The 12,639-nt window shown below is 46.2% G+C and carries 11 protein-coding genes and 1 pseudogene; 4 read left to right on the top strand and 8 right to left on the bottom strand.

The window, feature by feature from the left end; all coding sequences use genetic code 11:
* Nucleotides 1-15 precede the first annotated feature (15 nt).
* The gene (locus MC7420_RS39380; protein WP_157453089.1) at nt 16-171 is read left to right on the top strand and encodes a hypothetical protein; all 156 of its coding nucleotides are present in this window, start codon (nt 16-18) and stop codon (nt 169-171) included.
* Here the strand turns inward: MC7420_RS39380 and cysS are convergent.
* The gene (gene cysS / locus MC7420_RS08710; protein ID WP_006099805.1) at nt 135-1,583 is read right to left on the bottom strand and encodes a cysteine--tRNA ligase; all 1,449 of its coding nucleotides are present in this window, start codon (nt 1,581-1,583) and stop codon (nt 135-137) included. The two genes, MC7420_RS39380 and cysS, sit on opposite strands and share 37 nt — an antisense overlap.
* 151 nt (nt 1,584-1,734) lie before the next feature.
* Here cysS and MC7420_RS08705 point away from each other — a divergent pair, with 151 nt between their 5' ends.
* Entirely contained in the window at nt 1,735-2,838 is a 1,104-nt protein-coding gene (locus tag MC7420_RS08705; protein ID WP_006099940.1) for a CobW family GTP-binding protein, read from the top strand.
* Nucleotides 2,839-3,324: 486 nt separating this feature from the next.
* Nucleotides 3,325-4,758, top strand: a pseudogene (locus tag MC7420_RS37900) (IS5 family transposase).
* A 372-nt stretch (nt 4,759-5,130) separates the two neighbouring features.
* On the opposite strand, the gene MC7420_RS08685 reads toward MC7420_RS37900, so the two are convergent.
* Nucleotides 5,131-7,347, bottom strand: coding sequence for a pentapeptide repeat-containing protein (locus MC7420_RS08685; RefSeq protein ID WP_006099686.1), 2,217 nt, complete (start codon nt 7,345-7,347; stop codon nt 5,131-5,133).
* 37 nt (nt 7,348-7,384) lie between these two features.
* A complete protein-coding gene (locus tag MC7420_RS08680) occupies nt 7,385-7,672 on the bottom strand; it encodes a hypothetical protein (RefSeq protein ID WP_006099721.1) in 288 nt (95 codons plus the stop codon).
* 360 nt (nt 7,673-8,032) lie between these two features.
* Here MC7420_RS08680 and MC7420_RS08675 point away from each other — a divergent pair, with 360 nt between their 5' ends.
* Nucleotides 8,033-8,458 carry a hypothetical protein gene (locus MC7420_RS08675; protein ID WP_044205899.1) on the top strand — a complete coding sequence of 142 codons (426 nt, stop codon included), beginning with the start codon at nt 8,033-8,035 and terminating at the stop codon, nt 8,456-8,458.
* A gap of 203 nt (nt 8,459-8,661) precedes the next feature.
* Here MC7420_RS08675 and MC7420_RS08670 read toward each other — a convergent pair whose 3' ends face one another.
* The 5 genes from MC7420_RS08670 to MC7420_RS08650 form a co-directional block, all read right to left on the bottom strand.
* On the bottom strand, nt 8,662-9,042 hold the full coding sequence (locus MC7420_RS08670; RefSeq protein WP_044205897.1) for a hypothetical protein: 381 nt from the start codon (nt 9,040-9,042) through the stop codon (nt 8,662-8,664).
* An 87-nt stretch (nt 9,043-9,129) separates the two neighbouring features.
* The gene (gene plsY / locus MC7420_RS08665) at nt 9,130-9,789 is read right to left on the bottom strand and encodes a glycerol-3-phosphate 1-O-acyltransferase PlsY (protein ID WP_006099710.1); all 660 of its coding nucleotides are present in this window, start codon (nt 9,787-9,789) and stop codon (nt 9,130-9,132) included.
* A gap of 250 nt (nt 9,790-10,039) precedes the next feature.
* On the bottom strand, nt 10,040-11,242 hold the full coding sequence (locus MC7420_RS08660) for a DUF3086 domain-containing protein (RefSeq protein WP_006099967.1): 1,203 nt from the start codon (nt 11,240-11,242) through the stop codon (nt 10,040-10,042).
* 152 nt (nt 11,243-11,394) lie between these two features.
* Complete coding sequence (locus MC7420_RS08655) at nt 11,395-11,784, bottom strand: DUF3119 family protein (RefSeq protein ID WP_006099780.1); 390 nt, start codon at nt 11,782-11,784, stop codon at nt 11,395-11,397.
* Between the two features lie 56 nt (nt 11,785-11,840).
* Nucleotides 11,841-12,626: an MlaE family lipid ABC transporter permease subunit gene (locus MC7420_RS08650; RefSeq protein ID WP_006099676.1), complete on the bottom strand. Its 786-nt coding sequence runs from the start codon at nt 12,624-12,626 to the stop codon at nt 11,841-11,843.
* Nucleotides 12,627-12,639: the final 13 nt, after the last annotated feature.

Here is a 12,639-nt window from a genome sequence, read left to right as displayed (position 1 = left end):
ATGTAGAGACGCGCCATGGCGCGTCTCTACAATGGTGCCGAAAGTCCTAATCGATGTGTCTACTGCTATATAACCCAGTCCGCGCAGGCGGACGAAAGTTTGTGTAGCAGCGATTTCAATCGCCTCGTGAACATTCAATTGCGATGCCAACGAGTCACACCACCCGATTGATCAATCAGCGTAATCCCTTGGGCTTTGAGTTCATCCCGAATGCGATCGCTCATTTCAAAATCCTTCCGTTTCCGCGCCGAACTACGTTGCTGAATCAGCGCTTCAATTTCTGCATCACTTAACCCACTTGTCGATTCCTGACTAATTTCCTCCCCTTGCACCTCAAGTCCAAACACCTGCGCCAATTCCACCAATGTCTGCCATTGTGCCTCTAATTCCTGGGGCGATGTCCGGGTTTTCCCTTCATGCACTAAAATATTCCCCTCACGCCCCAAGTCTTTTGCCAGTTCAAATAATACAGCTAACCCTTCAGCAAAATTGAAATCATCATCAACAGCAGCTTGGAAGCGTTCTAAAACAGCAGTTTGCCGTTTATCTGAGTCTTGCCACCCCAGTTGTTCACCATACTGATCCCCAAACAGCAATCCATCTTTCAACGTATGCCACCCATTCGTCGCTGCCGCCAACGCCTCATCGGTAAAATCTAAGGGTTTGCGATACTGTGCCTGGAGGACAAACAACCGTACTGCCATCGGATCAGTCGCGCGATCGAGTAAATCCCGAATCGTGATAAAATTCCCCAGGGATTTCGACATCTTCTCCCCATTCACAATCACCATCCCCGTATGTAACCAGTAACGCGCCAAGGGTTGACCCGTCACCGCTTCTGATTGGGCAATTTCATTCTCGTGGTGGGGAAACACCAAATCTGATCCACCCGCATGAATATCCACCGTGTCCCCCAAATTGTCCCGAATCATCGCAGAACACTCAATATGCCAGCCAGGGCGTCCCGCCCCCCAAGGCGATTCCCAGGCGGGTTCTCCGGGCTTAGAACCCTTCCACAGGGCAAAATCAAAGGCATCTTTTTTCTTGCCTGCCTCAGCATCCGCTACCTCAACTCGCCCACTCGCCCCCGCTTGTAAATCCTCTAACTTTCGTCCCGACAACTTGCCATACTCACCAAAACGACGCACAGCATAGTAAACATCTCCAGCGGCGGGGTAGGCGTAATTTTTTTGTTCTAGGTCATAAATTAGCCGCTTAATCCCATCCAGGCAATGCGTCGCCCGGGGATAGGCATCCGCCTCATCCACATTCAGCCGCGCCATATCCTCAAAATACGCCTGAATGAAGCGTTCCGAGACAGCCTCCATCGAGGTTCCCTCTTGTCGCGCCCGATTCAGGATTTTATCGTCGATATCGGTAAAATTCTGTACGTAGTTCACATCATAGCCGCGCCATTGTAGATAACGACGGGCAGTATCCCAGATAATGCAGGTTCTAGCATGACCCAAATGGCAATAGTCATAAGCGGTGATGCCGCAGCAATACATCCGCACCTTACCCGCCTCTATCGGGGAAAACGGTTCTTTGCGACGAGTCAGTGTATTGTACAGGGTTAGGGTCATGGCAAAAGAACAGTAAACTCAGTTGGGAACAGATACGCAATAATGGGAAAGGATTGGCATATCCAGCGTACAGCTTGATGTCTTATTGAATCACACCTGTACGTTATCTTCCTATATTCTGACGTTTAAAGACAGTTCAACATAGCGCCTTATGCAATCAGTCACAACTCAGTCTGTATCCGACCCAACCCTGGACGCTCCGAAACATGGCTTACCTGTCACGATTATTACCGGATTTCTCGGCAGTGGCAAAACGACGCTGCTTAATCATATCTTGAGCAACCAAGAAGGTGTCAAGACTGCCGTTTTAGTCAATGAGTTTGGCGAAATCGGCATTGATAATGAACTCATTGTTACCACCGGGGATGACATGGTGGAACTGAGTAATGGTTGTATTTGCTGCACCATTAATGAAGATTTAGTCAATGCCGTCTACAAGGTACTCGAACGGGATGACAAGGTGGATTATCTGGTGGTGGAAACCACTGGATTAGCCGATCCCCTACCCGTCGCCCTCACGTTTCTAGGAACCGAACTGCGAGACATGACGCGCCTCGATTCCATCGTTACCGTGGTAGACTGTGAGAATTTCAGTTTGGATCTATTCAATAGCGAAGCGGCATATAGCCAAATTGCTTACGGTGATATTATTCTGCTGAATAAAATCGATTTAGTTGATGAAGGTGATGTAGACGCCTTAGAGGTAAGAATTCGCGAAATTAAAGACGGGGCGAGGATTATTCGCACCACTCAATCCCAAGTGCCATTACCGCTGATTTTAAGTGTAGGATTGTTTGAGTCAGATCAGTATTTTGATGAGTCATCGGATCATGACCATGAACATCACGATCATGAGCATCACCATGACCATGATTGCGATCACGAACATCACGATCATCACCATCACCATGATCATGATCACTCCCATCACTTAGAAAATGATGGGTTTACCTCGATTTCCTTCCAGAGTGATAAACCCTTCAACATCCGGAAGTTTCAATATTTCCTGGACAATCAACTGACAACGAATATTTTCCGAGCTAAGGGAATTCTCTGGTTTGATGAAAGTCCAAACCGCCACATTTTCCACCTCAGTGGTAAGCGGTTTAATATTGAAGATGATCAGTGGAAAGGGGAAAAGAAAAATCAATTGGTGCTGATTGGTCAGGATTTAGACCATGATAAGTTGTACAAACAACTTGAAAATTGTCTCTGTTTACCCTCGGTAAATCGAGGTAAGGGATTTGGGGCTTGACTACTGCTCAGTTAAGGGGAACTGGGGGGAAGAGTATTTTGACTTTTCATGGGAAGTCTTGAAACCGATTTTGTAGGGGAAATAAGGGGGAGCATCCCAATTTGGCACGTTGGCTCTTTGAATGGGGCTGAAACCCTTACAATTGCGTTATTTGAGGTAATGCTTTGTCCAAAACGGGATGCTCCCAAATAAGGAAGATAGCTCATCCTCTTAAGCTGTTCGGCATTTAAACCTTAATGTCAAGAATGGCAAAATCCCTGTAGTGCGTTAAGCGAAGCCATGCCGCAGGCTTTGCATCTTGCTCGCTGCTAATACCAAATTTAAATGCGTGACAGCTTATACCATTAACATAAGCCCCTGTTAATTAGGGCTTGCTGCACAAGACCGAAACCCTTAACCATCAATGCTTTGATCCGTATTTACAGTTGACTTGGTGCTCATGAATCTGGTAAAATTGCTCAAAATCCTTGCATCATGATCAGGTAGATGTACCGAAAAGTTGAGAACGCCCCCAGGGAAGCCGAAGATTTTGAACTACCATTTGAAGGAAAGTTATCACAGGATAACCGCTGGGTAATCATGGCTTCTTTAGTACCTTGGGAGGAATTTGAAGAAGAATATGCCCAAAATTTTTCTGCGGAAATGGGAGCGCCAGCGCTACCATTTAGGGTAGCACTGGGTTCATTAATAATCAAAGAAAAACTAGGAATAAGTGATAGAGAGACAGTCGAACAAATCAAAGAAAACCCTTACTTACAATACTTTATAGGTCAAAGGCATTACAGCAGCGAAGCTCCTTATGACTCATCACTATTGGCCAGATTCCGGGAAAGGATAAATGTGAATCTAGTCAACCGAATAAATGAGAAAATGGTGAAGAAAAGTCAATCAGAGACGGATGAAGAAGCTAAAAAAAAAGTGCCGAAATCCAAAGTCAAGAAAGAAGAGAGTCAGCCAATAAAGGACAACTAATAGTTGATGCAAGCTGTGTGCCAGGAGATATAAGTTATCCCAATGATTTGGGGATATTAAATAAAGCTAGGGTCAAAACCGAAAAAATAATAGACAGTCTATATGAACCCCTGAAGGATCAACTAAATAAAAACCAAAAACTTATAGAAATAGAGCCAGAAAGATTACTTAAAGTAGCAAAGAAAAGAGACAACAGAAAAGAAATAGGAAAGCATAAAAAACACTGCAATACATAAGAGAAACTTGGGGAGTATAGACGCGCTAGTTAAGGCAGGGTCTAGTCTTGGGGCATTGAGTCGTACTGAATATAAGAGCCTGTTGGTAGTTAGCGAAATCTATCGTCAGCAAGAATGGATGTACAATAATAAAGTTCATAGAATTGAGCATAGAATAGTAAATGTGAGTCAAGCCCATATCCGTCCAATAGTTAGAGGCAAAGCGGGAGTTGCCGTAGAATTTGGAGCTAAAATATCGGCAAGTGTAAGAGATGGATACGTATTTTTAGACCGTATCAGTTGGGATAACTTTAATGAATCTGTCGATTTAAAAGCTCAAATAGAAGCTTATTATAACTACACAGGATTCTATCCAGAATCCGTTCATGTAGATAAAATCTATCGCAGTCGAGCCAATCGATCCTTCTGTAAAGAAAAAGGAATTAGAATCAGTGGCCCTCCCTTAGGAAGACCGAAAGCCAATGTCAGTCAAGAATTAAAGAAACAAGCTCAAGAAGACGAGAGAATTCGCAATAATATTGAAGGAAAATTTGGCATATCAAAACGTAGATATAGCCTAAGTCGCGTCATGGCTAAACTACCTCATACGTCCGAAACAGCTATTGCCATTACTTTCCTCGTCATGAATCTGTCTGCCCTGCTCAGGCAGGTTTTTTGTCTTTTTTATATATATTCCACAATCAAGTCTTTTTCGGCGTCAATTCATTATTAAACCTTATAATTAAGCGAATCGTTAACAACAATAACTTAAGTTCGCTGTCGTATTATATAACTACTTAATCCATCAGTTGTGTTTCTTCGACTTATTCAGCAGACCCTAACTACTTAATCCATCAGTTGTGTTTCTTCGACTTATTCAGCAGACCCTAATTAGGGTTTGCTGCATAAAGCCGAAACCATTAGCTATCAAGGCTTTGAGTGGCATTGATCATTGCTATTGTTCAAGGAAAAAAGGTCAAACCCTTTCATATCCTTGCACCACTATCAGGGAAAATGTACCATTGCTCCCCCAGCTCCCAGACGTTCCACCGGAACGTCTCTACAACCCCAGCTCCCTCTGCTCCCCCTCACCACAACACTTGATTTAAGGACATTCCGGATGCCGTCCCCCATGATTACAGATATATTGCAACTGATTGGTATCTAAATTTTTCGCCCGGGCAAAATTCACTCCCTGTACTCGCGCCCCCGACGCGGCGGATGGAGGTTGGGTGATAAACTGATCTGATTTAACAGGCACGGCTGTGGCAAACATAGCGCCTAGGAAATCCGTTCCTGTCAAATTCGCCCCGCGTAAATCTACCTCACTCAAATTTGTATTCTGTAGCTTGGCATTTTGCAATTGAGCCTGACTCAAATTTGCTTTAACCAATTTCGTCGAACTCAAATCCGCATCCTGTAACTTCGCATGACTGAAATTGGCTCCCGATAAATCCGCCCCTTGCCAATTGGATTGGGTCAAATCCGCAAAGCTAAAATCTCCACCAACGGCACTTACTTGACCGAGACTTCCCCCATGTAAATTCACTAGAGACGCCTTTACCTCGCCTAAATTCGCCCCGGTCAAGCTAGCATTTTCTAATACGGCTCGCGTTAAATCAGCACCAATCAGTTGAGCGCTGCTGAAGTTCGCGCCAATGAGATAGCTATCAGCTAAATTTGCCCGATTCAGAATTGCCCGGATCAAATTTGTGCGAGCCATCAAAACATTGTTTAAATTTGCCCCCGTTAAATCAGCTTCCTTAAGTTCAGCCCCACTTAAATCGGCAATCCAATCATCAAATGTACCCCAGCGTTGATCCGCACCCGCCCCATAAAAACGGCTGTTTTGGAAACTGCCCCCAGTTAAGATGGCGGAACGGAAATTAAGTCCGGCTAGGTCGAGGTTATCCAAAACTAAGGTAAATTGAACTGAACGGGTGTCCATTTGACTCAAGTCAGTGCGACTCAAATCTGCGTCGTGCAGTTCACTACTGTAGATGGTGAGAATTTTCGCGATCGCGCGATTGGTTGCCCGTTGTCGCAAGGCGACTAACTGCTGCTCTCCTGGCGTTCCCCGACGGGCTAATGTGTCTCGATCATTTTGTAGCGCCTGATTCAACCGTTGCAAGGGAGGTAGGGCTTCACCACCTTTACTCACCAACGCTTGCTGCAGGGTATCAATCAGACTCGGCGTGTTTTCCTGTCCCAATAAATCCACCAGAAACGGCACAGCACGGGGATCATCCAGCCTTGCCAGCGCCAGAATTGCACCTTGTCGTTCTTCTAGGGCGGTGGCTGAGGTGGAACTCAACTGCTTAACCAGTGCCAGAAAGACTTCGTTATTCTGTTGATTAACTTCTCGCCAATTTGCCTGACGTTGAATATACACCTGAGTCCCGACAAAAGTCCCCAAAACCGATGCCATTCCTGTAAACGAGAGAATTAGCAAGGTTGCGCCAGGATGACGGCGCATCCACCCCCATAGATGGGGGGCTTGTCGAGATGAGGATTGGGAGGTGAGGACGATGGTGGTTACGGAGGGATGATTCGGCTGATCATGGGTTGATGTTTCGCTACGTTGATGCCAGCCGTTGTCAAATTCTAGGGTAACGGAGTGATCTCGACCTGTCTGCCAGCCGTTGAATGAGCCGGATGCCAATCCCTGAGACGCATTCACCACATAAGTACCTGCCATGCGATCGTGAAAGGCGCGGCGTCGTGAGTGAATCCAGCCACTGCCATGTTCGATGAGTAGCATGACTCCCGCCAATCCTAATAAGATGCCAAAGTCGGGAAAGGCGCCCGTATACCGCCACAGCAAATAGGCTGTACCTAGAGGAAGTCCCCAGCGCCCAACTGCCTCACGCCAAACTGCCCGGATTAATCCCGGTGGTGTTCCCATTGGTGTCACCACTCGCAGCTTTAACCACTGTTTGGGGGTGGTTTGCCCTGTTTTCCCCAATTGATAAAGTTGCCAACTAACTATGGTGATAGGCATAACAATTGCCCCACACCAGAACAAATTCGTCAGGGGTGCAACCTGGCGATTTAATCGCGCTCGTGGATATGCCAGGGTTTTCGCGATCGCCTCTTCCGTTGCTGCGACGACAGGGTTGATAGGAACGGGTTCAGCCGGGGAATGGTCTTTGGCATACTCGCCGATACTGTACGGAATGACCGCACTTGCCGTCACTAACGACACTTCCAGAACCACGGCTGCCAACCGCCGGGTCATCATCGGCAATGCCCGATTAAGTCGCAGTGAAAATGATCGACTAACCGCTTGATTATGGACTTGTTTTATGGTAGGGCTAGTCATGTTCAATTCTCACGCGACGCGGATAAAGGGTGGGCAACTATTGGGGAGACTTAGGGGTAATGAAAAATTTATACACTACATAGAGGATTATTCCCAATAGGGCAAGGCTAATTAACGAGGTAATCAGTTGGAAAACAGTCTTCAAGAGGGATAAACTCAAGCTGCCGCCGACAATCACCACAATAACTTTACCAACGGTAGGCAGGCTGTTAAACCAAGCACTGATTTGATTGAACCGTTTCTTCATCGGATAGGTGTTATAGAAGGGCGGTTGAAAGGGATTGCCCACGGGCGTGAATTGGTCGTCGTCTCGATTCGGTTCCATCTGCCAAGAGAATTAAGTTGTAGAAATCAGGTTATATGTTTTGATTTTATCGGTTTGAGCAAGGTTTCGGGCAATTCTTAGGGGTTATAGCGCTACGCGGCTAGGGGAGCTGGGGGAGCTGGGGGAGCTGGGGAAGCTGGGGAAGCTAGGGGAGATGAGGGAGTTCACTCAAAACTCGAGGTGTTCCCTATTCCCTGTGACACACCGAGCGAAGTCGAGGTGTTCCCTATTCCCTATTCCCTGACAAATGACGAATGACGAGTGACAAATAACAAACAGGAACAGAGTCAGTTTCGGCGGGTCTATTAATGTACGACGATAAGTTTCAGAAAGACTCAAACAATAGTGGAGCCTCAGAGAATGAAACGACTGAAAAAGTGGATGATTGTGCCAACCACCTTAGCGATGCTGCTAGCGAACGCAGGTTTGCTCCATAGTCAGACTGTGCAAAGGTTAGCGCCAGGATTTAATGCCCTAGAACTCCAAGGCACTTCCGCTCAAGGGAACAATTGCCAAGTGGGTAATATCCAACCGCAGTATACGATCACCTTGGAACAAGACTTCGGTTCGTTGAACTTCAGCCTCCAAAGCGCTGGTCAATCGGCTTTGATCATTGAACCATTGAATTCAACAGGTGAACCCGTGGCAAGTGGTAGACAATGTGTGTTAGCCACTGCGCCAGGGCAAACCGTTGAAGCACCGGGATATTGGGAAGAAGGCACTTACAAGATCTATATTGTCGATAGCACTGGAGGGCAAAGTTATACCCTCTCCATTAGTCAGTAGGTGGGACAAATGAAAGTTAACGGCTACTGAGCGTCAATTTGGGAATGCTTTTCGTAAAATACTCGCTTCCCGAAAAGAAGCAAGCTACGTCTTATGTCAGGGTTTGAGGGACTTTACAGAAACTAATATTGTTGAGTGTATTTCCACTAACCTACTGAGTCGCCATGGCTTGAACCCGCTAAGCCTTATATCTGACAATGGACTTAATCCTCAAGCTGCTTTACTGAAACCTCTACGGCGTCTACATCAATCGTACCCGGCGGCGTCAAGCGGTTAAACTGACCCTGTTCGACTTTCAACAATTCGCCACAGTTGGGACAGCGACATTCGGTACGATTAAACCCAGTAAACTCGTAGGCACAGACGGGACATTTATCCTCAACCAGGTTGCGCTGTAACCACCAGCGAAAGCCAATCCAGCCAATGACTGGTGCGAGGATGACTAACCCAATCAGAATTAAGAATCCGTTGACCAGCCAGCCCAAGCCAACTGTTCCCAGTAAGAGAAAGGTGGCTAATAGGGTGAGCCAACAGCCCACGCCTGATAGGTTAAACTGAGCAAGTTTAGGATCGTACTGGTTCACGGTACTTGTTGGAAACTGACTATCTCCATCCTAGTTCACATCCGCTCTAACCTGAGAGGGGAAAAGCTACACCCTACCAACAACGGTTTAACTGCTGATCATTTCCGCTGATGCAGATTGTCCTAAACGGGGTTCAGTACCGACAAGTAGGCGCTGAATATTGGCTCGATGGCGTAAGATAACGTATAGTCCCGCCACAATCCCAAATATCTGATAGGGCAATGGTTGAGCTAAGACTATCATCAAAACAGCCACCGCGATCGCCGCCGCAATCGAACCCAGAGAAACAATCCGCGAGATACTGACGACCCCAATAAAGATTATCAATACACTCAGCGCGACGAACCAAGACATAGCGAATAAGACGCCTAACCCTGTAGCGGCTGATTTTCCTCCCGTAAAGTTAATCCAAATGGATTTACTGTGACCCAACATAGCCGCCAAAGCGACAACAGCCACCAACCAAGGTTTCCAGGTATCTGGTATCACCGATGTTCCCGTTAGGGCAAAGAAGCCATGTACCAACGCAACAGCACCCACTCCTTTCGCCGCATCAACCAGTAAAACGACTAAAGCTGGACCTTTTCCCAGGTTTCTCAAAACATTGGTCGCCCCCGTTGATCCCGAACCGATTTCCCGAATATCAATTCCTTTAACCAGACGTCCTGCCAAATATCCAGTTGGAATTGAGCCAAGTAAGTAAGCACTGATCAGCAGTAGCCCAATCCAACTCAACTCACGCATCATTGTTTTAAACCCTCCACAATTAAAAAGCTAGGGGAGATAGTTACTTTATTTATTGGAACATCTCCCCTAGCCGATTTTATATGGGAGCGTGTGACACGGGTAAGGGTATGGCAGGAAAATCGTAACATTCGTTACCTATATCTCCCTCTTATGACCGAAGGGTGGATTTTTTTGAGAGGTGATCAGTAGATTCCCACATTAAATGGCTAAACCCGCCCCTACATACAATTGACAGATGTTCCACCCATTATTAGTAATTACTCAGTTGCTGAGGATCGGGAGCAAAGGCTAACCAGAGAGGAAATTGCAGAATTGAAAGGCTAATCTGGTCTTCTGTTTCATCTACAATAATTAAAGGAAGTTGCTTCTGGGTCATTAAGCGATCGGCTTTTTGCACGAGGGCGGATGGTTCCTCAAATAAAACGACCCCCCGTTCTGGACCAAAATCACTGCGGGCAATACCCAGACAATCCTGCAATCCTCTGCGCCACTCTCCTAGCCGTTCAGGGGTATTGGCAAGAACCAAGGTTCGTAGTCTATCACCGTAAAGCGTCCGCATAACAGACATCACGGCGGAGGCGACCAAAATATTTTGCAAGCGGCTACCGATAGTGCGAATCGCCCCACGCCCCCCTTGACTAAAAAACCAATTGGACACTCGCTCCGCATGAATTGGCTCAAACGTGCGACGCAATTGCCAAGGCGGACCATAATAATCTGGCATTTTCCGGTATTGGTCAATAATGTCCCGAATTTGCTGGATCTGATCCTGAAACGCCTGTTCAGCAAATTTGGGTGTAGGAGAAGAAACTGGCGGCTGAGGTTCATCCATCCTAGGTTGGGAAAATTCTGCCGTCGGTTCGGCTAATTCTAACTCTTCCGCCGCTACAACCAAGTCTTGTAAACTGCCAACCAAATAGTCTTTAAAACCCTGCACCCGAATTGCCAATTCTTGAGATACCCCAGCAAATGTGGTTCGCATTTCCGTGCGAATGCGTTCTCGGCGGCGTTCTAGTTGCTCCACAGAAATTAAAAGGGCTTGCTTGCGCTGATCTAATTCGCTTAACCCCTCTTGGAGCATTTGTTGGATGGTGGCTTGGGTTTTGGTTAACTGGTCAGATAAAATCTGATTTTGGCTGGCTTGTAGCTGGGCAATTTTTTGCCTCAACTGTTGTTCTTGCGCCTCAAGATCCGCGATCGTTTGAGTTAAATTCGCGACGGTTTCCTGTTGGTTTCTTGATGGTGTCATCTGACTATCATCTGGCGCAGGTAAGTCTAAAGCATTTGAAGAGTCAGCTTGGGGTTGTGTCACGTCAGATTGGTTAGATGAATTAGTTAACGGCTCAGAGCGTTCTGTTTCGGGTTTTTGCTCTGGAGAGTCTTGATCAAATTCCTCAGAGATTGGTTGTTGTTCTAAATTGGATTCTTGGGTTTGTGGTTCGTCTGAATTCATTGAATAATTAATATCTGATAATGATTTACATTCCCAACCCCTAAATGGTGGGATTATTCTCAAGGGCGAGTTACCGGGCAAGAGAGCCTTTGTTACAAGGTGTTCTCAAGCCTAAACGTTAGATTTCTAGCAAGGCATATCGGAAAGTAGTCTCAACTCTGGGGACAGCGCTCCTCTAAGCAACGTTTAAGCTGTTTGGGATCAAATAAAATTGGCAAGAAGTGGATGCTATTCACTTCCTTAAAATAGAAAAGGATTGGAAACGATGACCAGAATATCCGCCAATTTGACCAGTCTTTATACGGAAAACGGCGAATTAAAGTCTGGGAACGATAGACATCCAATGCGGTTTCGGTAAATTGCAGACGGATGGTTACCGCTTGAATCATTAAAAATAACCCGAAAAGAGCAATGAGTAAACCGACCCAAATTTGGAGCAGCACAATCGGTATACTGCCCAGAACCAATACCAAAGGAATCGCGTAGCTAGGGGCAAGTTCGATGGTTTGGGTTGATGAAGATGAAGAAGTAGCAGAGGTCACTAGACTAAATTCCCGTTGTTTATCGACACAAATGATCTATTTTAATATACCTCTAACTACAGAACTGCACTGCCTGTGCCTTGGAACATCAGCCACGACAAAAAAAAGTTAGTGATGAAAATTGCCAGTAAAGCCGTGACGACTGCCGTTGTCGTGGATTGACCAACTCCTTTGGCTCCACCACTAGTGGTTAATCCCCAGCTACAGCCAATGACGGCTATCAGCATCCCAAATACAGCGGCTTTAATCATCGCCGTAAACAAATCCCAGATTCCCAGGAAATTCCGGGCGGAATCCAGAAAGACAGATTGAGGAATATTGTAAAGATTAACAGCAATCAATACGCCGCCCGTCATGCCGAGAATAATTGAGAGAATTGTCAATAACGGCAGCATTAGAATGCAGGCAATGACACGAGGGATGACCAAATAATCAATGGGATCGGTTTTGAGCATATAAAGTGCATCAATTTGTTCAGTCACGCGCATTGTGCCAATCTCAGCCGCAAATGCTGAACCCACTCGTCCGGCAATCACCACAGCCGTTAATACAGGCGCAAGTTCCCGGCTCAATGCCAGTGCCAAAACCCCTCCAATGGCTGTAGTTGCCCCAAAGTTAATAAATTCTCGCGTTACCTGAATTGTAAACACGGCACCGATAAAAGTAGCCGTGATCAGGGCAATGGTGAGTGAATCAGGACCAACAACTGCCATTTGCTCCAGGGTATTGCGTCGGTAGATTTTGCCACCGAGAAGATGAACGATGACTTGACCGCCTAATAAAATGGCAGCTAGCAAGCGCTGGAGCCACAATCCCAAGCTAGAGGAAGAGGTTTCATTCATTCATTCGTCATTT

Origin of the sequence: Coleofasciculus chthonoplastes PCC 7420, from assembly GCF_000155555.1 — a bacterium.
In the GTDB taxonomy this organism is placed as follows: domain Bacteria; phylum Cyanobacteriota; class Cyanobacteriia; order Cyanobacteriales; family Coleofasciculaceae; genus Coleofasciculus; species Coleofasciculus chthonoplastes_A.
The sequence above is the reverse complement of the archived record's forward strand: the minus strand, read 5'-3'. Positions and strand labels throughout refer to the sequence as shown.

Coding starts and splice junctions, on each gene's coding strand:
- MC7420_RS39380 (WP_157453089.1), top strand. CDS start 16: ATGGCGCGTCTCTACAATGGTGCCGAAAGTCCTAATCGATGTGTCTAC.
- MC7420_RS08680 (WP_006099721.1), bottom strand. CDS start 7,672: ATGGAACCGAATCGAGACGACGACCAATTCACGCCCGTGGGCAATCCC.
- MC7420_RS08650 (WP_006099676.1), bottom strand. CDS start 12,626: ATGAATGAAACCTCTTCCTCTAGCTTGGGATTGTGGCTCCAGCGCTTG.
- MC7420_RS08705 (WP_006099940.1), top strand. CDS start 1,735: ATGCAATCAGTCACAACTCAGTCTGTATCCGACCCAACCCTGGACGCT.
- MC7420_RS08675 (WP_044205899.1), top strand. CDS start 8,033: ATGAAACGACTGAAAAAGTGGATGATTGTGCCAACCACCTTAGCGATG.
- MC7420_RS08685 (WP_006099686.1), bottom strand. CDS start 7,347: ATGACTAGCCCTACCATAAAACAAGTCCATAATCAAGCGGTTAGTCGA.
- MC7420_RS08660 (WP_006099967.1), bottom strand. CDS start 11,242: ATGAATTCAGACGAACCACAAACCCAAGAATCCAATTTAGAACAACAA.
- cysS (WP_006099805.1), bottom strand. CDS start 1,583: ATGACCCTAACCCTGTACAATACACTGACTCGTCGCAAAGAACCGTTT.
- plsY (WP_006099710.1), bottom strand. CDS start 9,789: ATGATGCGTGAGTTGAGTTGGATTGGGCTACTGCTGATCAGTGCTTAC.